Genomic DNA, 23556 nt, shown 5'->3' with positions numbered 1-23556 from the left:
TCCGCCCGTGACGCTCCGCCCGTGACGCCCGGCCCGTGAGGTTCAGCGGCGGATCAGGACGGTGGCGTCGTCGTCGCGGTAGATCTGGCGCCAGTCCGGGTCGGCGGAGAGGATCTCGGTGAGGGAGGTCCCGGTCTCCCACACCACGACGTCCACCTGGTAGCGCTCCAGGAGCGGGCGCCACAGGCCCTCCCCGTCGCGCGCCTTCATGTACTCCACCGTGAACTGCTCGGGGTACATGTCGAACCGGTCGTCCATGAAGACCTTCTGCCGGGGCCAGTACGCGTGGATGACGTACGCGCTCCACACGTGCGTGGTCAGCATGCGGTGGCCGATCATCCCCTGCTGGTCGACGCGCCGCATCGCCTCGACCGGATAGCGGTCGTAGGAGAACGCGGGCGCGGCGGCCGCCTGCCTCGTCAGCGCCGTGACGCCGAGCACCACCGCGACGATGAGGACGAGGTTCGCCCTGCGCCGCACCGGCTCCTTCGCGGCCGGGGCGCCCAGCATGCGCGCCGCGACCGGGAGGCAGACCAGGGGTGCGATGGCCGCGTTCCGCAGCGCCCAGAACGAGAGCAGCACGAAGGGCAGCGCCACCGTCAGGTCGCGGCGTGACGGCTTGGCGCGAGCGAGGAGGAGGATGAACGCGGCGAGCCAGATCAGGATGCTGATGCCGAGGAACGTGCGGAAGTCCGGCGACTTCCACTCGTGGACGTAGTGGAGCGCCTCGCCCTTGCCCAGCAGCTGGAACGGGAACAGGACGAGCTCGACGCCGTAGGGGTTGAGCACGCAGGCGCCGAAGCCGAGCAGGCCGGACCTGAGCAGCGTGAGCTCCCGGTCCCGCCACGGCGGCGCCCCGTCCAGCCACCGCCCGGCCAGATGGAACGCCAGGTACCCGAAGCCGAGGGCGAACGTGCCGTGGACGTTGACCCACGACCACATGAGCACGGGCACCGCCACCAGCGGATGCCGTCCCACCAGGGAGTCCGGCACCTCCACGATCCAGATCAGCACGACGAACGCCAGAAGGGCGGGCAGCAGAGGCCGCTCGACCCAGATCTGGACCGAGAGCAACATCGCGGGCCCGAGGGCGAGGAAGACCCGCCCGCCGCCGCGCGCACGTTCGGCCAGCCGGAAGGCCAGGTAGGCGATGACCGCGCCGATCAGGCAGTTGAGCAGCGTGATGCCCACCGGGCCGGTCAGCCGGTCCAGGGCGGCGTAGACGACCTCCATGAGCCACGACTGCGCCACCCAGGACCTGCCCGGCACCGTGAAGGAGTAGATGTCCTGGTGCGGGACGCCGTGGTCGAGGATCCAGTGCCCCGTCCGCAGATGCGTCAGGAAGGAGTTGTCGTCGAGCCGCTCCAGCCCCGCCATCCAGCCCAGGGTGACCCACAGGACGATCGAGAGCGCCCGGCCGGACGGCCAGCGCACCCCCGTCGCGTCGCGCGAGGGACCGGCGTCCGGCTGCGCCGCCTCGTCTCGTCTGGTGTCCACGGCGCTCACGTGAGCGACCCCCCTCGGCCTTACTTGATGGGAAGGCCCGTGATGGTCGTCCCCGCCTGCTGCTGCCAGGGGATCCGGACGTCGACCGTGGTGGCCTCGGGCATGGGCTTGTAGAGGCCGCCGAACACGATGCTCTCGCCCGGCGCGATGGCCTTCCGCGCGTCCGCGCGCAGCATGCCGCTGCACAGGCAGTTGGCCGTGCCGACGTTCAGCGGCTTGTAGGCGAGCTTCTTGGTCGGGTCGAACAGGACCACGCCGCCGGTGTCGTTGATCCCGGCCTGCGCCAGGAACGCCCGCTCGACGCTGACCGAGGCCGTGCCGGTGTTGCGGACCGTCCACACCAGCTCGGTCACGCCGGCCGGGTCGCGGTGCAGGCTGTTGATCTCGATCTTCAGACCCGGGGCCGCCGGGATCGTGCCCGTGCCGATCACGGCGGGAGTGCCGCCGAGGGTGAAGGGGGCGCCGGGCGGGGCGGCCGGGGGCGGCGGCGGGGCGGGACGCGGGAAGGTCACGGTGACCCTGCGGTTCTTGCGGCGCCCCTCCTCGGTCGCGTTGGACGCCGTCGGGTCCTTCGAGCCGTGGCCCACCGGCTGGAACGTGACGCCCTGCCGGGTCACCAGCGTCTTCAACCGGTCGGCGACCGCCTTGGCGCGGCGTTCCGACAGCGGCTGGTTGATCGCGTCGTTGCCGGAGCTGTCGGTGTAGCCGTCCACCTTGATCGTGGTGCCGGTGGACGCGTCGATCTGCTTGGCCACGTCCTTGAGGAGTTCCTCGGCCCGCGGCGTCAGGTCCGCCTTGTTGAGGGCGAACAGGACGTCGGCGGACAGGCGCACCGCGCGGTCGTCGCCCTTCTCGTCCACGGACTGCTCGTCGCCCTCGGCGACGCTGTTGACGGCGAGGATGCGCGGCGCCGCGAGGGCGGCGCTCGCCGGGTCGATGGTCTGTCCCGGCGGCGGCGTGCCCGGGGCGTCCGCGATCGGCACGTCCTGGAACGGGACGGTGAGCGGGACCGTCACCGTGACCCGCTTGACGTCGGCCGGCGGGGACGGGAAGACCGCGAAGACGTCCAGCGACGCGCCCGGGTTGATGAGCTTTCCGGTGAGCGGGCTGCACAGGCACTTGCGGTCGCTGGTCCGCAGCGGCATGTAGAGCTTGTTGCCGCGCCCGTCCAGCAGCCCGACGCCGGAGAACTCCAGGGAGCCCAGGTAGCTGGTCTCGGCCTCGAAGAAGCTGATGGTGGGCTTGAGGGCGGTCTTGCCCTCGTTGACGATCCTGAACTGGCCCGTGACGGCCTTGTCCGACGTGCGGTTCAGCGCGAGCAGATCGATGCGGCCCGGCCCGGCGGCGTGCGCCATCGGCACCGAGGCGAGCGGCTTGCCGGGACTTCCCGTGGCACCGGGCGCGGACGTCTTGGGGGTGGGCGTCGCGTCCCCCTTCGGGTCGTCCCCGCCGCAGCCCGCGACGGAAAGCAGGACCGCCACCGCGGCGGCCCCCACTCCGTTCACGGTTCCCCTCATCGACCTACCTCGCTGCATGGAATTCCCTTTGTCAGGTCCGAAGCCGAAACAGAAACGCGTCCAGGAGAACCGCCGATGGCGGCTCTCCTGGACGTGATATCGGCAATGAAATGCGCGCAGATCTTTGCCGGGCTCGGGGTCAGCTGCTGCCGCCGCCCCCGTTGAACATGTTCGTGATGGCCTCGCCCATCTTCGGCAGCACGGTGTTGTTGACCGCCGCGATGAGGGCCACGATGATGACGCCGGCAACCAGGATGAGGGCCGCGTACTCGATGGCGCTGGCACCCCGGTCCTCGTCCTTCATCCGCTGGACGCGGTCCTGCACGAAGGTCTGCAGGGTGACGTAGAGGGGGATAATCGGGTTCATCTTTAGCCTCCCGGCTGCTTTCCCGGACCGCTCTTGTTGAAAAGAACTCTACGGAAATGCACCCGGAATCCCCCAGGGCCCGGCGGCCCAATGAGGGTCCCGTCGTGGGCCCAAATTCAGCAGGGCCCACGGACCTAGGCCAAATGTTGATCATCGTGTCGACCCCTCGGCGGTCCCCATCCACTGGGCGATCGCCGCGGCCCGCGACGTCACGCCGAGCTTGGCGTAGATGCGGTTCACGTGGTTCTTCACGGTCTTCTCCGCGAGGAACATCCGGGAGGCGATCTCGCCGTTGGTGTGCCCCTGGACGATCAGCCGCATCACGTCGCGTTCGCGGGCGGACAGGCCGAAGCGGCCCTTGTCCGCGTCCTCGGCCGGGGCGACGGGGGCCGCCGCCTCCCGCTCGGGCACCTCGTCGCGCACCGCGCCGACCAGAGCCGAGATGGCCACCTGGGAGAACGAGTTGCCGCCGCGCATCGCCTCCAGCACCGCCGAGCTGAGCTCCTCCGGCGTGAACGAGCCGTGCACCAGATAGCCGGCGGCGCCCTTGCTCACGGCCGCGCGCACCACGGCGGCGTCGTCGGTGTACGTCAGCATGATCACCCGTGTCGTACGGCTGAGCACCCCGACCGCGTCGACTCCGTTCATCAAGGGCATCTGCACGTCCAGCAACACCAGATCCGGCTTGAGGCGCTCGACCAGGGCGATGGCGGTGCGCCCGTCGCCCGCCTGCCCGATCACCTCGAAGCCCGAGGCCTCCAGCAGGGAGACGAGACCCGATCTCACCACGACGTTGTCGTCGACCACAACCAAACGAGGAACAGCCATCTCAACTCACCTCTGCCAGGGAGGGCTCTGCAGGCTCTGCGGATGGGAGCCGGGCCGTCACCGTGGTGCCGTTCCCCGGCTTGGAGTGGACGGTCAGGGTGCCGCCGACCCTCTCGGCGCGCTCGTACAGGCCGACCAGCCCGTAGTGACCGTCGCGGGCGAGGTCGACGAGCTCGGGGATCTCGAACCCCTGCCCGTCGTCCTGGACCGAGAGCACGACGCCGTCCTCGTCGCGGCTCAGGCGGATCCGCACGGAGTGGGCCCGCGCGTGCCGTTCGGCGTTGGTCAGGGCCTCCCCGAGGATCGCGACGACCTCATGGCGGACGCGGAGGGGCAGGTCGATCTGCTCGTCGGTCTCGCAGGTCACCGCGGCCCCGTTGTCGTCGGCCCAGCGTTGCGCCAGGTCCTGCAGCACCTCGGGAAGCGGCCGGATGGCGCTGTCGTCGCGCAGCTCCGAGAGCAGGATCCTGGCCTGCCTCGAGGCGATCTCGGTGGCCGCGGCGATCTGCCCGGCCTCGGTGACGGCGCGGTCCGCGTCCCGGCACACCCAGAGCGGCAGCGCCGAGGCGGCCAGCGCGACACCGCGCAGGGTCTTGGCCAGCGAGTCGTGCATCTCCCGCGCCAGCCGCGCCCGTTCCTGCGCGGCCGCGGCCAGCACCTCGGCGTGGCGGCGAGCCGACTCGGTCGCCGCGTGCTCGTCGAGGAGGCGGCGCAGCGCCACGCCCGCGAACCCGGCGAGCGGGTAGAACAGCGGCTGCCCGAGCAGCGCCTGGAAGCTCCCGTCCTCACCGAGCTCCGGGGTGAACGCGAACGTGACGTAGTAGCAGGCGATCTGCAGGGCGGCGACGGCCAGCATGCCCGGCCACCGGTAGAGCAGCCCCGCGACCGCGGCGGTCACCACGGTGGCGAGCAGGAACGGCCCGGAGATCCCGCCGATGCCCAGGACCAGGAACGAGGCGCACATGTCCAGCGTGAACAGCAGCGGATGCCTGGTCACCAGCGAGGTGACCAGCCGCCAGTTGCGCCCGGACAGCCAGGAGAGGGCCACCATCGAGAGCACGAGCGTCAGCGGGCCGAACTTGAACGAGTCGCGCGGCAGCAGGACCAGCGTGACGGCCCCGATCATCAGCCGGATCTGCATGAGCATCCGGAACGCCGCGCCGACCCCCTCGGGGAGCGTGTCCTCCCGGGGAACGACCCGGAGCGGAGCGGCTCTCTCAGCCGCCGAAGATGCCACTGGTCCCCACTCCCGAGCCGAAGAAGAGGGCACCGAGAACGACCATCATCAGGGCGGGGAGCGTCATCCCCATCGTGATTCCGGTGATCTTCGGCGTGGCCCGCTGTGCCTTGCGGCGGGCCCACTGGGCGGATTCCCGCCGCATGTCGTTGCCGATGTCGATCAGGGCGGTGCCCAGCGGGGCGCCCAGTTCCTCCGCCTGGAGCAGCGCGGTGACGAACTGGTTGACCGCCTCGGAGTTGTTGCGCGCGCGCAGGTCCTCGAACGCCTCGCGGCGGGGGGTGCCGAGCTCCATCTGGCGGAGGGCCACCAGGAACTCGTCGGCCAGCGCGCCCGGCATGCTCTCGGCCACGCGGGCGAGCGCCATCCGGAAGCTGAGCCCGGCGCTCACGGTGACCGCCAGCACGTCGAGGAAGTCCGGCATCGAACGCTGGATGTCGTCCTGCCGGGCGACCCGCTTGCCGTACAGCACGAGCTCGTTCTGGAAACAGCCGAGGAGGCAGACCAGGCCCAGCGACTGGCCGTTCAGCACCAGCAGCAACGTGATGACCGAGAAGAGCACCACGTAGCCGGCGGTCCTGCGGGCATACCCCTCCACCGTGAGGCCGCCCGGCCGGCCGGCCGCGTCGATCCGCTTGCGGATCTTCACCCGCCACGGCGCCAGCATGTCCATCGCGGGACCTGCCAGGGGTGCGCCCAGCCGGTCGGCGATGGCGTCGAGGATGAAGACGTCGTCCTTGGCGGTCTTGCCGGGGGCGAGGACCGCGGACGCGGCGACGCGCTGGTCGGAGGTCAGCAACGCCACCCCCCAGAGCATCACGAGCACGCACAGGGCCGCCGCCGACGCGAGAACCAGGATGGGAGTCATAGCCGCCTCACACGTCGATCCGGGTGATCCGGCTGATGATGAACACGCCGGTGATGAAGAGCGCGGCGGCCACGGCGAGGATCACCTGGCCGATGAAGTTCTCGCTCATCGTCCGGAGCGCGCCGGGCTGGATCAGGTTGATCATCACCACGCCGAGGATGCTCATGATGCCGATCGCCCAGTTGGTGACGACCGCCTCACCCATGATCGTTTTAACCTCGCGGCGCGTCTCCTTACGTTCCTCCAGCGTGCCCGCGATGGTCCGCAGCGCCGTCACCAGGGAACCGCCGGCCCGGGCGGACACCACCAGGGTGCTGATCAGGACGCCGAGCTCCCGGGACGGCAGCCGGTGGCCCAGATCCCGCAGCGCGTCCTCCACCGACTGGCCGAGCCGGAGCGCGTCGGCCGTCTTGCGGAGCTCCTCGCCGGCCGGATCGGCCAGCTCGTCCGCGGCGATCTCGATCGCCGTGCGCATGACCAGGCCCGCATGGGTGGCGTTGGAGAGGACGCGGGCCAGCTCGGGCAGCTGGGCGATGAACTCCTCCTTGCGCCGTTCCTCCCGGCGCCGCACGTACGACAGGACCCCGAAACCGACCCCGATCGCCGCCGCCAGCCCGAACACCGGGGCGACCCACTGGCCGATCAGGATGATGGCGCTCAGCCCGCCGCCGACCATGATGACCAGGAGCGTGGAGACGCGCATCTTCATGCCCGAGGCGACGAGCCGGCGTTCCAGCGCCTTCCCCAGGGCCGTCCGGCGCAGCGCCGAGTCGAACCGGCCCATGAGGGTGCTGCGCGTGTCCGTGACGAGCTCCGACCGGGCGACGAGGCGGCGCCGTTGCCCCCAGCCGGCCAGCAGGTCGCCGATGCCCCACGTCGCCAGCGTGAGCGTCAAGGCGAGGATCAGCAGGATGACAGGTAGCGGAAGGTTCACGGGACGAGCTCCCCTCTGAGTCGAGCCGGCCCGGTCATGACGTCCCCCGCGGGCCATCGGGAGCGAAGGCGGGCGGGACGCCCTCTCCCGCGTGGAAGAGCCTCGTGGCCAGGTACCGCGGCAGCGCGGCGGCCTCGAACACGCCTCGCACGTTGCGGTCGGGGCCGATCGGCTCGGGCTTGAAACGCATCACGTGCTGGAGCGCGAACTCGTCCCGGCGGTCCGTCTTGGCCACGGCGATCTCGGTGATGCGCCGCGAGCCGTCCGGGCCGCGGGACAGCTGCACGATCGCGTCGATCGCGCTGTGGATCTGGTCGCGGACCGCCTCGAACGGCAACTTGACGTCGCTCATGCTGGCCAGGGTCTGGAGCCGGTGGACGGTGTCCTCGGTCGAGTTGGCGTGCACGGTCACCAGGGAGCCGTCGTGGCCGGTGTTCATCGCCTGGAGCATGTCGAGGGTCTCGCCGCCGCGGACCTCACCGACGATGATGCGGTCGGGCCGCATGCGCAGCGCGTTGCGGACCAGGTCGCGAATGGTGATCGCGCCCTTGCCCTCGATGTTGGCCGGACGCGACTCCAGCGGGATCACGTGCTCCTGCTTCAGCTGGAGCTCGGCGGAGTCCTCGATCGTGACGATGCGCTCGGTCACCGGCACGAACGCCGACAGCGCGTTGAGCATCGTCGTCTTGCCCGTGCCGGTACCGCCGGAGATGACCATGTTGAGCCGGGCCCGCACGAACGACGCCAGCAACATGCCGGTGGCGGTGTCCAGCGAGTTCATCCCGACCAGTTCCTCGATCGAGTAGACCCGGGGGAAACGCCGGATGGTGAGGATGGGGCCGATCAGTGACAGCGGGGGCACGATGACGTTGACGCGCTCGCCGGTCGGCAGGCGCGCGTCCACCATCGGGCTCGACTCGTCCACGCGCCGGTTGACCTGCGCCACGATCCGGTCGATGGTCTGGTAGAGCTGCTCCTCGCTGGCGAAGCCGCCGTCCAGCCGGTACACGCGGCCGGCCCGCTCGACGAAGATCGTGTCCGGGCCGTTCACCATGATCTCGGTGACGCTCGGGTCGGCGAGCAGCGGTTCGAGCACGCCGAGGCCGAGCGCCTCGTCCACCACCCGGCGGATGAGGTTCGCGCGCTCGCCGGCCGCGAGCACCGGCCCCTCGCGGGTCACCAGCAGCCCGGTGACCTTCTCCAGCCGGGCCCGGCGCTGCGCCATCGTGAGCCTGGCCAGCTCGTCGAGGTTGATCTCCTCCAGCAGCCGCTGCCGCCAGTGCCCGACGATGTTCTTGCTGGTCCGGTCGTTGGACGACCGGTCTTCTTCGAGCCGATCCTTGAGAGCCATCGGTCACCCCAGCGGCATCGTGACGGTACGCGTCACGGTGTAGTCGAGGGGCACGCCCTTCCAGAGCAGCGGGAGCTCCGCCCGTACGCGGCAGAAGACGCCGTCGTCCCCGTCCACCTTCGCCGCACCTCCTTCGATCCAGTACTCCTTGAGCCAGGTCGGCATCGACCCCTGCGCGTAGGTGCGGCAGAGGCTCGGGTCGTACCGCTGGCTCGCCTCGCGCGCCCCCGTCCGCGCCGCGTTCTCCACGCGTTCGACCGTGGTCGAGGACACGTAGGCCTGGTAGGCGACCAGGATCACGAAGATCGCGGTCGGCAGGATGGCGGCGAGCTCGATCGCGGACGCGCCGCGGTCGCGCGGCCTCTCAACGTCCTTCGCGGTCAGGCCCCCCGGAAGCCTGGAGTCCTTCGCCATGGCCGGTCACCCCTCGCCCTCGTCGACGATCTTTGCCTTGGTCGTGATGCCCCAGGGCGTACGCCATCCAGGGATCACGACCGGGGTGTCGATGGTGACGACGGCATAGCCGCCCTCGACGTTGATCTGCAGGTGCTTGCGGTCCCCCCAGGGGTCCTTGAGCCGCGCCACCGCACGGCGCCGGACCTCCTCCCGGTTGGCCCGGGCCTCGGGGGTGTCGCGCTGGTCGTAGCCGATCACGGCCACCGCCCGGGCGGCCTCGTTGGACGCGTGACTGGAGTACATGGACGCGAGCCCGATCAGGACCACCTGCCACACGATCAGGCCGACCAGGATGATGAGCGGGAACGCCGCCGCGAACTGCAGGACGGTCGCGCCCCTGTCCTTGGCCGCCCTGTCCTTGGCGCCCTTCTTACCGACGGGGGCCGCGCCCGGATCCGCGGCGGACGGGTCGGAGAGCAGGCCGAGGTCCCCGGCGATCTGGCCGATCGCCTTGCGGAACTCCGAACTCTTCACGGCCGTGGGCGAACCGGTGTTGGCCGCCTCCTCCAGGGCGCGGAAGACGGCCGGGACCGTCACCCCGCGCACCGGCGAGCCGACCATCTTCCTGGCGAGCTCCGGCTGGATCTCGTTGCGCTTGTCCTGCCTGGTCAGCAGGACCGACATCTCCTCTTCCTTGCGGATCGCCAGCCGCGAGAACATCTGGGCCAGCCGCTTGGCGGCGCGCAGCGCCGGGACGTCCGGCGTGCACGTGATGACCGCCTCGTCGGCCAGCTCCACCGCGATCGCGTTGGCGTCGGAGACGTAGGTCCCGTTGTCGACGATCACCAGCTCGTACCGGGATCGGATGACGGTCAGGATCTGCCGCATCGCGCGCGCCGTGATCTCCTCGGCGTCCTCCCCCCGCGCCGGCGCGAGGAGCAGGTGCGGGCCGAGCGGATGCACGAAGAGCGCCTCGGCGACGACCGCCCCGTCCAGGTCGCCCGCGGCGGCGGCGAGGTCGGAGAGGCTGTGCCGGTGCTGGATGTCCAGGAACCCCGGGATGTCGCCGTTCTGGAGGTTCATGTCGACGAGGCAGACCGTCCGGCCCGCGCTCGCCGCAGCGATCGCCAGGTGGATGGCGAGGGTCGTCGTGCCCACGCCGCCCTTCGCGCCGCACAGGGTGACGAGCTTGCCCAGCCGGCCGCCCGAGGCCGTGGGGGTCGTGGAGCTGAAGTGCCGCCGCATGGTGCGCGACCATTCCGCGGCCTGCTCGATGCGGTTCTGGAGCTCCGACAACGTCGGCTCGCGGGAGACGACGCCGCGCGCCCCGGCCGCCATCGCGGCCGCGAACGTGTCGGCGCTCGCCTCCTCCGCGATGAGGATGACGGCCAGCTGCGGGTGCCGGATGACCAGGTCGCGGACGAGGTCCAGGGCCGGCAGCGGCCCGAGGCTCTGGTGTATCAGCACCACGTCGAGGTGCGGCATCGTGGTCACCGTGCCGACGACGTGGTTGGACGCCGCCTCGACCGCGACGACCTCGACCTCGGGGAGCTCCCTGAACTGGCCGGTCAGCGTCGAGGCCAGATCCGGGTCCTCGATGCCCAGAAGTACCTGGATGCTCATCGGCACATCACCGCGCCGGGATCGTCTGGCAGACCGGCGGGAGCTTCACGTTGTCCGCCGTCTGACCGCCACCGATCAGCGCCAGCCGGATCTTGTTGGCGAAGCTCTCCTCACGGGTGAGCTTGAGGCTGTCGGCGGCGCTGAGCGCGAAGGTCATCGGCACCACGGACTCGGTGATCGAGTTGTTCTTCTCACTCTTGATGTTGGTGAGCTGGCCGATCTGGATCACCCGGGCGGACTTGACGATGCGCGCCGCGCAGGAGGTCCGGTTCTGCCCGCTGTCCTGCTGGTACGTGGCGTAGATGTCGACCGACATGCCCTTGAAGACCTTGCCCGCCACACCGGTCTCCGCGTCGATCATGATCGCGATCTCACGTTCACCCGGCTGGAGGCTGGGGCCGGGGACCAGCATCCCGATCTGCAGGTACGAACCGGCCTGGAGGTCGGCCGCCGCCACCTTGCCCTCAAGGGAGGCCGCATCGGTGACCATCGTGTTCGGCGACCACTTGCGCGGGACCCTGATCCGCTGAAGGTCGGCCTCGGTGACCCTCGTGTAGGCGGGGATCGAACGCTTGAGCTGCAGGACGTCGGTCTTCACACCGACCTCGGCGCGCACCGAGCCGACATAGCCGACGACGCTCACGAAGACGGTGACGGCGCCGAGCACGGCCAGGATCAACAAAAGGACTCCACGCCGCTGACGGGGGTTCATGTGGCTCCGTTCTAAGCAACTGAATCAAGGGGATTTCAGCGTTCGCTCGCCGACCCGAACCGGACGGTGCCCTGGCGGCCGGGCCACTCCTCCTCCTCGGCCGCACCGGCGTCGGCAGGCGCCGGACGGACCTCGGACTCGGTGGTGGCGGCGGCCGGCGGGGGAGCCGGTGCACCGATGTCGGTTCGCGTCACCTCGGTGTGGACGAGCGGCACGTCCCCGGGCTCGGGAACGGTCCCGCCCGCCGTCTGACCCGAGGCCGGCCCGGTGGGTTCCGGAGCGGCCGGAGCGGGGTGCTGGGCGGGATGCGGGGCGGCGAGGACGCCGTTCCCCTTCACCTCGACCGGCGGCCCCGCGGAGCCGTTGGACGGAACACCGGACCCGGCGCCCTCTCCTGCCTGCGCGGGCGGCACGGGGCCCCGCGGGTCGGCCTGAGGTGGCGGCGAATGCGACGACTGGGCCGCGAACTGAAACTGGGCTGGGGGCTGGAGCTGAACGGGGGGCTGGAGCTGGGCCGGCGGCTGGGGCCGGGTCTGCGCGGGAGGTTGAACGTGCTCAGCAGGCCGCCCCGGACCCGGAGGTTGTGCGTTCACTGGGGGGTGGGCGGGGGGCTGGTGCTGGGCGAGGGGCTGAGGCTGTCCGTTCGCGGGGGGCTGGGAGTCGGCGGGGATCTGGGAAGGACCCGGCGGCTGGGGTGGTCGCCCCGCCGGCTGGGGTGGTGGCGGCTGCGGGTGAGGAGCCGGAGGAGCGGGCGGCGCCTGCTGGGAGTCGGGCAGAGGGGGCGAACCGGGCTGGGAAACCTGCGGCCCGGTGCTCGACGTACCGGCGTTCTCGCGCTGAAGCATCGCGCAGAACGGGCACTTGGGGAGCGTCGTCAGCTCTCTGCACCAGCCGCAGGGCCGGTACGTGGCGTTGACGACGGCGAAGTGCAGGGCGCGAGGGTGCCCGCAGAGGGCGACGAACTCGCTGAACTTCTTGGCCCCCCAGTACTCCTGGCTGAGCGGCTGCACCGGAACGGGCGTCACCGAGACCACGCGAAGCTCGGGCTGGAGCTTCTGCTGGACCCACTCCATGTCGCCGTTCTCGTCGGTCACCAGAAGGAGGACCGGGTCCTGCGGCCTGTTCTCGATCACCTGCACGGGCTTGGACGCGGTGATCCGGTGGACCCCGGCGTTGGTCCCCGCGCCCACCGAGAAACCGCCCGGCAGGAACGACGACACGTGCGCGCCGAACCCCGTCTTGATGTGCTCGAGACGCGCGACGCTGTTGACCCAGGCACCCGCGTACACCGAATCGGCCAGCCGGTAGGCGAGGCTGGCCAGGACGCCGGGCTTCACATGAGGAGCGACGAAGGCCAGCTGGTCGGCCACCAGGGACAGTGCCAGCGGAGGCAGGCTGAGCTGGACGGCGGCGATCCGGTCGGTCGACAACGCGCCGCGGGCGAGGCTCACCAGCCGCTTCGCCGCGGCGGCCCGCCAGGACGGCAGGAGGACCAGGACCGCGCCTTGGGCCTGGAGGCCCTGAGCCACGTGGTCGATAAAGAATTGAGCCGCCTCGGACGTCGCCGGAAGGTCGAGGCGCTGGGCGCCCGCCGCGCCCAGGGCGCCCGTTCCCGGGAAGTCTCCCATCAGCAGGACCGCGGTCAATTCCACTCCGGATGCTCGTCGGGCCTCACGGAGGCGACGTCCCCGGCTGTCACCGCGGCTGAGCCCCCGATACACCATGACATTCCCATTTCGGGCGCGATGACAATAACCGTCCCACGCACCATGACTCAACCCTTTCTGTGGGACCGATCGGAATGCTGCATCGCCAACGTCAGACGCAGAAGGTTGCGAACCGGTTTCAGCGAATTCCCACCGCGGTTGACGATCACTTAGCGTGGCCGCCGCCCCGAAAAGGCCTCCCGGCACCGGCCGGATCAGGCCAACTTTTTGGGCCCAGGGGCCCTTGATCATCTCCCGCGTTCGTGCAGGGAGCGAGGTTACGAATGAGTGAACGGCCGACTTCGTGGCGGACCGTACCGGCCGGACCCATCACTCTTCGCGCACACCTCCCTCATATGTGGCTCGCGAGGCTAGCAATGCGACGTCTCACAGATATCTCCGGCGCAGGTCAGGGACCATAACCCGCACCAGGACGATTCTCATTGATTCTTAAATCAAGAAGGGCGCACCCCACCCGGCGGAATCCGCCCGACTTCCCGCCCCCGCCGGCCCCGGGCCAAGGGACCCACCCCGGACCCGGGCCCCTCATTCCCACGTTCCGTACCCAAGGGCCCCCACCCCTTGACGCCACGCCCAGCGAACCCACCCCAGAAACCCACCCCGCCCCCACACCACCAGCCCCGACACCCACCCCACCAACTCCCCACCCGAAGCCCCAAACCACCGCTCACCAGCCCGAACAACCACCCCCGTCCAACAAACCCGCCCCGTCACGGCACCAAACTGCACATCAGCTGAACGTCAGCTGCACACCGGCTGGATACAATCCGAAGACAAGGCCGGACAGGTCACCCGCCCCGCAAGGCCAACACGACGTAAGACCAACAGCCGTGCGCCGCTACGGGGGCGCGACGCGGGACAGAAGCAACGCGGAGCGAGCGCAGCAACAGCGGGCGCAAAACGGGCTCGCCACATGACGGGCGCGGCAACGCAGACCGGCCCGCGCAGCGCGGGGCCGGCGCGGCACAGTGCAAAGTCGGCGCGGCACAGGATGAACGCAGCGCAGAGCAACACCGACTGGCGTAACGCGGGCCGGGCCGGCCCTTGGCCGGCGCGACATGGGCCGGGCACCGCGCCCAGTGGGCGCCCCGCATCATCGAACGCGGCGCAAAGTCGACCTAGCGCAGGCCGTACACAGCGCAGAGCGGCGCAGGGCGGGGCGCAGCGCGGAGCGGCGCAGGGACAGGCGCAGCACAGAGCAGCGCAGGGGCAGGGGCAGCACGGAGCAGCGCAGGGGCAGGCGCAGCACGGGCCCGGCGCGATGTCCGGGCGCAGCACAGGGCGGCGCGGGGTCGGGCTCAGCACGGAGCAACGCAGTGCGGGGCCAGGCGCAGCGCGGAGCGGCACAGGGCCAGGTGCAGCGCAAGCCAGCGCAGGGTCGGGCGCAGTGCGGGGTGGGGGCGAGACCGTCGGGGGTGGCTCCGGGGCGGGCCAGGGCGGACGGCTCAAGTGGGTGTGGGGCGGGTGGGCTAGGAGATTCGGTTGGCGCCGGCGTAGTCGGAGCGTTCGGAGAGCTTGGAGATCTTGACGACGTCGCCGGTCTGGGGGGCGTGGACGTAGCGGCCGCCGCCCACGTAGATGCCCATGTGGTGGAGGCTGCCGCCGAAGTAGACCAGGTCGCCGGCGCGGAGGGAGCCCTTGTCGACCTTGCTGCCCAGCTGGAAGAGGTCGCCGGTGTAGTGCGGGAGGCCGGACTTGCCGACCTGGGCGTAGGCCCAGACGACGAGGCCCGAGCAGTCGAAGCTGTTGGGGCCCGCGGCGGCCCAGACGTAGGGGCTGCCGAGCTTGCCGAGGGCCTTGCGGGTCATCCTGGCGGGCAGGTCGGAGCCCTTGATGACGGCGGTGTAGCCGGACGTGGGGTCCTTGGTGCGGGTGGTCGTCAGCTTGTCGAGCTGCTTGGTGACCTCGTCCACCTTGGCCTTGGCGGCGGCCTTGGCCTTCTGGGCCCGGTCGGCGGCCTGGGTGGCGGCGGTGTTCTTGGTCTCGGCGTCGCGGCGGGCCTGGTTGGCCTGGTCGATGCGGGCCTGGAGGGCGTTGACGACCGACGCCTGGTTCTGGGCCAGGTAGGCGGAGTCGGAGAGGCCCTCGGTGGTGCCGTTGGTGGTGAACATCATGTCCGGGCCGCCGGTCATGTAGTTGTTCGCGGCCAGGCGGCCGAGCTGCTCGCGGGCGGGAGCGGCCTGGGCCTCGAGGGCTGCGGCCGTCCGGGTGGCCTCGCGGAGGGCGCGCTGGGCCTTGCCGAGTTCGACGCGGGACTTGTTGAACTGCTCGGTGAGCTTCTCGGCCTCGGTGTTGAGGGCGTTCAGGCGCTTGCGCAGCTCGCTCTCGGTGGGCTTGCCGGAGGGGCTGGGAGCCGCGAAGGGGGCGGCGACCAGGGCGGCGGGGGCGGCCTGCGCGGGGGCGATGACGGCGCCTGTCGCGACGACCGCGGCGGTGGCCGCGATGGACATGACGAAACGGCGACGCTGGGGGTCCGGTGACAAGCCGGTGTTCTCCTCTCCTCGTCCGCCTACCGGGTTAGCTGACGGGCTCGGGCCAGGAGTCGCCCTACCGCGCGAACGCGGATTCGCCCCAGGGGGTGTTGGTTCCCCGGTTCCCCTCGGCGGGGATTCGGCGGTCCGGCCACCGTCCCTGTCGGACGTCGAGCGGCCGGATCCGCAGGAGCGTACAAAGGGATGGCAAATTACGGCAAATGCGGCGACCAAAAGGGACATGCGACTGGATGCCGCCGGATGGCGAGAACGCCCTGGTCGCAAGGGTTTCAGACGATCTGGACGCCGCCCGCACGTTCGGAAGGGTTCGAGACCTTCGCCACATCGCAGGACGGCGGCGCGGGCACGTACCTGACCCCGGTTCCGCGGTTGGACGGGTGCCGGGCCGGCGCGGACGGGTGGTCGTGAGGCTGGTCACCGCACTGGAGGGGCGGCGGCCAGAGCTGTACACAAAGGGCCCATGAAGGAGTAATCGTGGCTGGTGTCGGCCGCGGAAGGCCGGGGCGGGTTTGCGCGCCAAGTAGAATTGGCTGGGCCGCACGTCTGCGGCGATTCCCAACCATCACCCAAGCGAGTTCGCATGCCCTTCTCCACGCGCGATGACCTGCGGAACGTCGCGATCGTCGCCCACGTCGACCACGGCAAGACCACGCTGGTCGACGCCATGCTCTGGCAGTCCGGCGCCTTCCGCGAGAACCAGGACGTCGATGACCGCGTCATGGACTCCAATGATCTGGAGCGTGAGAAGGGCATCACCATCCTCGCCAAGAACACGGCGGTCCGGCACAACGGGATGACGATCAACATCATCGACACCCCCGGCCACGCCGACTTCGGCGGCGAGGTCGAGCGCGGGCTGTCGATGGTGGACGGCGTCGTCCTCCTGGTGGACGCCAGCGAGGGCCCCCTCCCCCAGACCCGCTTCGTGCTGCGCAAGGCCCTGGAGGCCAGGCTGCCGGTGATCCTGGTGGTCAACAAGACCGACCGGCCCGACGCGCGCATCGACGAGGTCGTCGACGAGACGTACGAGCTCTTCATGGACCTCGACGCCGAAGAGGACCAGATCGAGTTCCCGATCGTCTTCGCCTCCGGCCGCGCCGGCCGCGCGTCGCTCAACAAGCCCGGCAACGGCGAGCAGCCCGACAGCGAGGACCTCGAGCCGCTGTTCGAGGTCATCAAGAACACGATCCCGGCGCCCTCGTTCGACCCGGACGCGCCGCTCCAGGCGCACGTCACCAACCTCGACGCGTCCAGCTACCTGGGCCGGATCGCGCTCTGCCGCATCTACGCGGGCACGATCAAGAAGGGCCAGCAGGTCGCCTGGTGCCGCCACGACGGCAGCATCGAGCGGGTCAAGATCACCGAGCTGTTGATGACGGACGCGCTGGAGCGCAAGCCCGCCGACGAGGCCGGCCCCGGCGACATCATCGCGATCTCCGGCATCCCGGAGATCATGATCGGTGACACCATCGCCGACCCCGACGACCCGCGCCCGCTGCCGCTGATCACGGTGGACGAGCCCGCCATCTCCATGACCATCGGCACCAACAACAGCCCGATGGCCGGCCGGGAGAAGGGCACCAAGGTCACCGCCCGCATGGTCAAGGACCGCCTCGCCCGCGAGCTGGTCGGCAACGTCTCCATCCGCGTGCTGCCGACCGAGCGTCCCGACACCTGGGAGGTCCAGGGCCGCGGCGAGCTGGCGCTGGCCATCCTGGTCGAGAACATGCGCCGCGAGGGGTACGAGCTGACCGTGGGCAAGCCGCAGGTGGTCGCCAAGGAGATCGACGGCAAGAAGCACGAGCCGGTCGAACGCCTGACGGTCGACATCCCCGAGGAGCACCTCGGCGCGGTCACCCAGCTCATGGCGGTCCGCAAGGGCCGCATGGAGCACATGACCAACCACGGCACCGGCTGGATCCGGATGGAGTTCCTGGTCCCGGCCCGCGGCCTGATCGGCTTCCGCACCGAGTTCATGACCGAGACGCGCGGCACCGGCATGGCGCACCACGTCTTCGAGTCGTACGAGCCGTGGTTCGGCGAGCTGCGCACGCGGCCGTCCGGCTCCCTGGTCGCCGACCGCACCGGCCCGGCGACCGCTTACGCGATCACCAACCTCCAGGAGCGCGGCACCTTCTTCGTGGGCCCGACCACCGAGGTGTACGAGGGCATGATCGTCGGCGAGAACTCGCGGTCCGACGACATGGACGTCAACATCACCAAGGAGAAGAAGCTCACCAACATGCGCTCGTCCACCGGCGACGAGCTCGAGCGCCTCACCCCGGCGAAGATCCTTTCGCTGGAGGAGGCCCTGGAGTTCTGCCGCGAGGACGAGTGCGTCGAGGTGACGCCGAAGGCCGTCCGGCTCCGCAAGGTCGTCCTGGACGCCAAGGAGCGCGAGCGCACCCGCGCCCGCGCCAAGCGCTCCGGCTGACCTCCCGCCCGGCGGGCGGCCGAACCGGCCCGAGCATTTGGCGTTATCGCATACCTTTAGGGCGCCGAGCCGGCAAGGCCTGCGTTACGGCGGACCGAACGTTGCGACCGACCGCGGCGGACCGAGCGTTAGCGGCCGACCGAACGCTAAGGGGAACGGGGGCCGTCCCACCCGGAGGGACGGCCCCCGTTTCCATGCCAGGAGCGGGCCGGGCACTGCCCGGACGAACACCGAAGGGCGGTCTCCTCTCATGCGAGGAGACCGCCCTTCGGTGCCTCGTGCGCCGGTCAGGTGAGCTGGACGGTGCCGGTCACGTCGGCGGCCAGGCGAAGCTGGTCGCCGTCGCGGAGCGGCGCCTCGACCCCGCGCGGGAGACGTTCACCGTTGACGAAGGTGCCGTTGGTCGAGCCCTCGTCCCGCACCCAGGCGGTGCCCGACTGGTCGAGCCAGACCGTCGAGTGCCGCCGGGACACGTTGTCGTACTGGGTGAACGACGCCGCCACCGGGGACTGGCCCGCGTCACGGCCCAGCACCAGGTGCTGGCCGATCGAGATCTTGAGCTCACCGGTCGGGAAGTGCACCCGCAGGCTCGGCGTGCCCGTTCCCGGGCCCTTGCCCGGCAGGGGCCGCAGGCACGACTCGCACTGCGAGGCGCTCGGGTTGCTCAGCACCGCCTCGCAGTAGGGGCACATGAACGCGGTGCCGTCCGGCGGCCGGGGCTGCCCCATCTGGTCGGGCGGGAGCAGGGTCTGCTCACGCCCGGGAGGCGGCGGCATCGACGGCCGCTGGTCGGACTGCTGCGGAGCGCCGGGGCCCCACCCGCCGCCCTGGGGCGGAGGCGGCGCGCCCCAGCCCGCGTCCTGCTGCTGAGGCCCGCCCTGGTGCTGCGGGCCCTGCTGCTGGCCGTACGGGTCGGGCGCCTGCTGCTGACCGTAGGGGTCCGGAGCCTGCTGCTGCTGACCGTAAGGGTCGGGGGCCTGCTGCTGACCGTACGGGTCCTGGCCCTGCTGCTGGCCGTAGGGCGCCTGCTGCTGACCGTAGGGGTCGGGCGCCTGCTGCTGGCCACCGCCACCACCGCCGTACGGATCCGGCGGGCCATGCTGCGGCGACTGCTGCATCGGCTGCTGTCCCCACGGGTCCTGCGGGGACTGCTGCTGCTGGTCGTGCTGCTGCTGCTGCGCGCCCCACGGGTCGTTCTGGGGCGACGGGGCCTGCTGCTGCGGTGGAGCCTGACCGTAGGGGTCGGGCATCTGGTACGGGTCCGGCATCTGCGGAGACTGCTGCTGCGGGGACTGCTGCTGCGGAGCCTGCTGGCCGTACGGGTCCGGGGCCTGCTGACCGTAGGGGTCGGGCGCCTGCTGCTGGCCGCCGCCACCGCCGTAGGGGTCCGGGGCCTGCTGCTGACCGTAGGGGTCCGGGGCCTGCTGCTGTTGACCGTAGGGGTCCGGGGCCTGCTGCTGGCCGTACGGGTCGGGCGCCTGCTGCTGGCCGTAGGGCGCCTGCTGGTAGGGCTGCTGGCCGTACTGACCCTGACCCTGGGGGCCGGGTGGCGGGGGCATCCGCGGCGGTTGCTGCTGCTCGTACCCGCCCTGGCGATGGCCGCCTCCGCCGCGGGCCAGGTTGGCCCCGCAGCTCATGCAGACCAGGTCACCGGGCTGGAATGGCTCGTCACAGACAGGACATTTCAAGGTCGCCATGACACATCCCCAGCGCGCACCCCGGCGCGGTCGAGCGTCGATGTGAGGTGATCCAGGTCACCTCTTCGCGGGATCCCGATGTAGTACACCCGCCTTCCCTCCGGCCCCTCGTCCACGGACACCTGCACTCGGGGTCCTGCGTCTTCCTCTGCCATTTCGCCGTCGGCGACCGCCGCGTACCGCTCCTGCCCCAGGGGGGACAGCGGCACGATCCGCTGGTTGGCCGACCCCCTCCAGAGTAGAGAGCCCCTCTCGGGGTGTCGCCCCCCGGGATTGAGCCGGTCGACGTACGGTCCCGTGATGACGGCATCGCACATGTCCAGGATCTCGCGCGCCTGCGGGTCACGCGAGAGCCGTGAGTAGACATATCCGCTGAAAACCAGAATGTCCAACGGAATCGTCTCACGTGCTCGGGCGTCCCGCCACGCGCGGATTCCCGTCACCAGCGCCGCCAGGGCGGCGGGCTGCTGGAACGGCTCTCCCCCCGAGATCGTCACGCCGTCCACCGGGCCGGGCAGCGAGGCCAGCCAGCCCAGTACCGCCTCGACCGGCACGGCCGCGGCGGGGTCCGCCTCCCAGGTGTCCCTGGACAGGCATCCCGAGCAGTGAAGGGTACAACCCTGCGTCCAGATCCCGGCCCGCGTCCCGGGGCCGAGTGTGGTCACCGGGTAGTGCGCCTTGGCGAGCAGCAGCTCAGCGCCCCGTCCGCCTCCGTCACGAGGCTCCGGCCGGTCACGTCCGCCCTCGCCGTGCGGGGGCGGACCGGTATCCGGGGGCCTCACAGAAGGTCCAGGCTGACGATGCTGCCCTCACGGTGGATGCCGGACACGGTGACCTTCTCGTCCGGCACGAGCTCGCGGTCGAAGAGCGCCCGGGCCAGCGGGTTGACGAAGAACGCCTCCAGCGCCATGCCGATGCCCCGCCCGCCCTTGTCGAGCTCGCTCGTGCACCACTCGCGCAGCGTGGCCAGCGGGTCGCCCTTCACGGCGAGGATGAGCCGGTGCTCCTCGGTCACCCGCCTGCAGATGTTGCCGAACTGCAGCTCGAAGATCTTTCCGGCGGCCTCGGCCGAGATGAAGTTGAACACCACGATGTTGTCGCCGAAGCGGTTGAGCAGCTCGGGACGGTTGAGCACCTCGGTGAAGTGCTCGGCGACCGCGTTCTTGATGCGCTGCTCGACCTCGTCGTACGTCATGCCGGGTGTGATGTTCTGCACTCTGGTCGGCGCCGGGTGCGCGGGGTCGGGCCGCACCGTGATGTCGCGCGCGGCCGTGAACATCCCCAGGTTGGACGTGAAGATCAGGATCGACTCGGAGAAGTGCACGGTGTTGCCGCGCCCGTCGGTGAGCCGCCCGTCCTCCAGGATCTGCAGGAACTTGTCGAGGATGCGCGGGTGCGCCTTCTCGATCTCGTCGAAAAGGATCACCCGGAACGGGTCCTCGCGCACCGCGTTCGTCAGCTCACCGCCCGCCTCGTGGCCCACGTACCCCGGCGGCGAGCCGATCAGCCGGTCGCCGGAGCCCTCGGCGGAGAACTCGCTCATGTCGAAGCGCAGGTAGGCCGACTCGTCGCCGAACACCAGCTCGGTGATCGCCTTGGCCAGCTCGGTCTTGCCGGTGCCGGTCGGCCCGGCGAAGAACAGCACGCCGCGCGGCCGGCTCCCCGACCGCGTCGCCTGCGCGCCGGACAGCCCGAGCACCGCGCGCTTGAGTATGTCGAGCGTCTTGGTCACCGCCTGCGGCTGCCCGATGACCCGTTCGGGGACGCGCTTCTCCCCGTCCAGCACCCGCCGGCGCAGGTGGCCGCGGCTCCACGGGTTGTCGAGGACGCCCAGCTTGTACGTGCGCACCGCGTCCGGCAGGTCCTTCAGCGAGACGTTGCGCTCCTTGGCGAGCCGGGTCACCTCGATCATCGACTGGAGGGTGAGTCCGTCGGCGCCCTCGGCGAACGCGTCGCACGCCTCGGCCGCGGCCTGGTCGGCACCCACGTCCGACACCCCGAACGCACGCGCCAGCAACCGGGCCGTCTCCTGCCGGTCACCCAGGTGTGGCCGCGGGATGGTGATCTCGCGGATGTTCTCGTTGTCGGTCGTCATCCACGGCGGCAGGTCGCCGGGCCGTTCGACCAGCCACAGGATCGGGTTGTAGAGCGGCTTGGGCCGCGTCCCCACCACCCGCACCGGACGCGCCGACCGCGACAGCTTGGTGCAGAAACGGAAGAAGTCGCGCTCGGTCGGCTCCATGTTGGTGGGCGTGCGCGCGATCCGGGACGCCGAGTCGATCACGAACGCGGCGCGCACGTTGTCGGCCGGCCGTGCCACCGCCTCCAGGTGCTTGGTCAGCCCCTCCAGCGACGGCTTCTCGTCGGCCTTCAGCTTGCCCAGCAGCCGCTCGGCCGCCTGCAGCGCCTCGTCGCCGATCTCGTCCCCGGCCTCCGGGTGCACCGTCAGCCCGTCCAGCGGGTCGTACACGATCATGCAGGAGAAGCCGCTGGACCGCAGCGTCTCCCACATCAGGTCGCGCAGCGGCAGCAGCCGCGCCGCGCCGGCGACCGACTCCAGCGGCGGGGCGAGGAAGCTGTCGTAGAGGTTGCCCGACAACACGTACTGGGAGTGCACCGACAGCGTCGCGTCCAGCTCCCGGATGAACGGCGGCCAGCCCGGCAGCCGCCCTCCGAGGGTCGGCGATTCAGTCATCATTCACTCCGCTCGCGCTCCCGACGGCGTTCCCGTGGTTCGTCCCGCTCCCTAGTCTGCCGTGCGTCGGCGCCGACAGGCAGTTCCTGGACGCCCGGGTCGAGCCGCCAGGTGACGTCGGAACGGATGCCGTCGCCGGCCAGCCTCTCCCGCGCCGCCTCGAACGCCTCGCACCACTCCCGTTCGCGCTCGACGTCGACGCGCCGGTCGTCCTCGCTCTCGGCGGGCCGCTCGCGCCGCATCGCCGCCCGCACCTGCCGCGCGTCGTCGACCCGCATCCGGACGCTGTGGTCGGGCCAGCCGCCCTTGGTGAGGACGAACGTGCCGTCCTTGGCGGTGAGGGTCTCGAAACCGGCCTGCACCTCGTACCCCATCTCCTCGAAGGCCGAGGTGACCGACTCCAGCACGTACCGCCGTTCGGCCTCCGCCTGCTCGGCCGCGTCGCGTTCCGCGGCGCGGCGGCGTTCCTCGGCCCGCTGCTCCTCGGTCCGGCGGTTGGCGTCCCGCACCCGCAGCCGCACCTCGGTCAGGACCCCCTCGGCGTCGGTGCCCTCCACGTCGGCGAGCAGCCGGGCCGCCTCGGCCACCGCCCGCCGGTCCTCCTCCGACGCGTCCGGAAGCAGCCGCGTCAGCACCCGCTCCAGCGTCTCCTGGACCTTCGCCGCCGTCTCGGGCGCCGTCTCGGCCGCAGTCTCGGGCGCCGCCTCAGGACCGCCGACCTGAGCGCCCGCGAGCCCCTCCGCCGGAACGGCGAAGAGCTGGGCCGTCACCCCCGCGGCCAGCTGCTCGGAGATCGCGTGCTCGGCCTCGTCCAGCGCCGCGTCCGTGGCGTCGCACCACCGGACCAGCTCCTCCAGCGGCTGCGACTCGTCCGGCTCCAGCACCGCCGGCAGCGCGGCCTCCGCCCCCACCCGGTCACGGGTCTTCTCCAGGGCGACGATCCGCGCGTTGCGTTCGACCACCGCGCGCAACGCCTGGTCGAACGCCTCGACCTCGGCGAGCGCCGCGGCCCGCGCCTCCGCCCGCCCGGCCGTCAGCGCCGCCAGGGCCTCGGCCGCGCGCCCCGCGAGACCGGCGGTCCGCCCCAGCGCCCGGTTCATCCCCAGGCTGAGGACGACCGCCGCGTCCAGTGCGATGTCGGCCTCGACGCCGCTGCTCACGTTCCGCCTCCC

At 70.9% G+C, this 23556-nt stretch carries 18 protein-coding genes and 1 riboswitch; of the genes, 1 reads left to right on the top strand and 17 read right to left on the bottom strand.

Going from position 1 to position 23556, the window contains the following annotated elements:
- Window positions 1-42 precede the first annotated feature (42 nt).
- The 13 genes from ABZ810_RS22625 to ABZ810_RS22565 all read right to left on the bottom strand — a co-directional run bounded on the left by ABZ810_RS22625 (window position 43) and on the right by ABZ810_RS22565 (window position 15516).
- Complete coding sequence (locus tag ABZ810_RS22625) at window positions 43-1497, bottom strand: hypothetical protein (protein WP_358406059.1); 1455 nt, start codon at window positions 1495-1497, stop codon at window positions 43-45.
- Window positions 1498-1526: 29 nt separating this feature from the next.
- A complete protein-coding gene (locus ABZ810_RS22620) occupies window positions 1527-3011 on the bottom strand; it encodes an OmpA family protein (protein ID WP_358406056.1) in 1485 nt (494 codons plus the stop codon).
- Between the two features lie 151 nt (window positions 3012-3162).
- A complete protein-coding gene (locus tag ABZ810_RS22615) occupies window positions 3163-3390 on the bottom strand; it encodes a hypothetical protein (RefSeq protein WP_358406054.1) in 228 nt (75 codons plus the stop codon).
- A 150-nt stretch (window positions 3391-3540) separates the two neighbouring features.
- Window positions 3541-4218: a response regulator transcription factor gene (locus tag ABZ810_RS22610; RefSeq protein ID WP_358406051.1), complete on the bottom strand. Its 678-nt coding sequence runs from the start codon at window positions 4216-4218 to the stop codon at window positions 3541-3543.
- Between the two features lies 1 nt (window position 4219).
- Window positions 4220-5365 (bottom strand): sensor histidine kinase, encoded by a 1146-nt coding sequence (locus ABZ810_RS22605; RefSeq protein WP_358406049.1) that lies wholly within the window; start codon window positions 5363-5365, stop codon window positions 4220-4222.
- A gap of 70 nt (window positions 5366-5435) precedes the next feature.
- Complete coding sequence (locus tag ABZ810_RS22600; RefSeq protein WP_358406048.1) at window positions 5436-6323, bottom strand: type II secretion system F family protein; 888 nt, start codon at window positions 6321-6323, stop codon at window positions 5436-5438.
- Window positions 6324-6330: 7 nt separating this feature from the next.
- Complete coding sequence (locus tag ABZ810_RS22595) at window positions 6331-7257, bottom strand: type II secretion system F family protein (RefSeq protein ID WP_358406046.1); 927 nt, start codon at window positions 7255-7257, stop codon at window positions 6331-6333.
- 34 nt (window positions 7258-7291) lie between these two features.
- A complete protein-coding gene (locus ABZ810_RS22590; protein ID WP_358406043.1) occupies window positions 7292-8608 on the bottom strand; it encodes a CpaF family protein in 1317 nt (438 codons plus the stop codon).
- A gap of 3 nt (window positions 8609-8611) precedes the next feature.
- Entirely contained in the window at window positions 8612-9022 is a 411-nt protein-coding gene (locus ABZ810_RS22585) for a TadE family protein (RefSeq protein WP_358406041.1), read from the bottom strand.
- Window positions 9023-9028: 6 nt separating this feature from the next.
- A complete protein-coding gene (locus ABZ810_RS22580; protein WP_358406039.1) occupies window positions 9029-10627 on the bottom strand; it encodes an AAA family ATPase in 1599 nt (532 codons plus the stop codon).
- 7 nt (window positions 10628-10634) lie between these two features.
- Window positions 10635-11309 (bottom strand): Flp pilus assembly protein CpaB, encoded by a 675-nt coding sequence (cpaB, locus tag ABZ810_RS22575; RefSeq protein ID WP_358406036.1) that lies wholly within the window; start codon window positions 11307-11309, stop codon window positions 10635-10637.
- 65 nt (window positions 11310-11374) lie between these two features.
- Window positions 11375-12991, bottom strand: a complete 1617-nt coding sequence (locus ABZ810_RS22570; RefSeq protein ID WP_358406034.1) for a hypothetical protein — start codon at window positions 12989-12991, stop codon at window positions 11375-11377.
- Window positions 12992-14535: 1544 nt separating this feature from the next.
- Window positions 14536-15516, bottom strand: a complete 981-nt coding sequence (locus ABZ810_RS22565; RefSeq protein WP_358406031.1) for a C40 family peptidase — start codon at window positions 15514-15516, stop codon at window positions 14536-14538.
- 40 nt (window positions 15517-15556) lie between these two features.
- A riboswitch (cyclic di-AMP (ydaO/yuaA leader) is annotated at window positions 15557-15692 on the bottom strand.
- Between the two features lie 446 nt (window positions 15693-16138).
- Between ABZ810_RS22565 and typA the strand changes: the two genes are divergently transcribed.
- Window positions 16139-17992 (top strand): translational GTPase TypA, encoded by a 1854-nt coding sequence (typA, locus tag ABZ810_RS22560; protein WP_358406029.1) that lies wholly within the window; start codon window positions 16139-16141, stop codon window positions 17990-17992.
- Between the two features lie 287 nt (window positions 17993-18279).
- Here the strand turns inward: typA and ABZ810_RS22555 are convergent, their stop codons facing one another.
- From ABZ810_RS22555 to ABZ810_RS22540, 4 genes are all read right to left on the bottom strand, one after another.
- Entirely contained in the window at window positions 18280-19629 is a 1350-nt protein-coding gene (locus ABZ810_RS22555) for an FHA domain-containing protein (RefSeq protein ID WP_358406026.1), read from the bottom strand.
- A 47-nt stretch (window positions 19630-19676) separates the two neighbouring features.
- Window positions 19677-20354: a 4Fe-4S single cluster domain-containing protein gene (locus ABZ810_RS22550; protein ID WP_358406023.1), complete on the bottom strand. Its 678-nt coding sequence runs from the start codon at window positions 20352-20354 to the stop codon at window positions 19677-19679.
- 113 nt (window positions 20355-20467) lie between these two features.
- Window positions 20468-22384 carry an AAA family ATPase gene (locus ABZ810_RS22545; protein WP_358406020.1) on the bottom strand — a complete coding sequence of 639 codons (1917 nt, stop codon included), beginning with the start codon at window positions 22382-22384 and terminating at the stop codon, window positions 20468-20470.
- Window positions 22384-23544: a response regulator receiver protein gene (locus ABZ810_RS22540; RefSeq protein WP_358406018.1), complete on the bottom strand. Its 1161-nt coding sequence runs from the start codon at window positions 23542-23544 to the stop codon at window positions 22384-22386. Before ABZ810_RS22540 ends, ABZ810_RS22545 begins: the two co-directional genes overlap by 1 nt.
- Window positions 23545-23556: the final 12 nt, after the last annotated feature.

Origin of the sequence: Spirillospora sp. NPDC047279 (genome assembly GCF_040643285.1) — a bacterium.
Lineage (GTDB): Bacteria > Actinomycetota > Actinomycetes > Streptosporangiales > Streptosporangiaceae > Spirillospora.
This window is presented reverse-complemented; position numbering and strand designations above follow the sequence as displayed.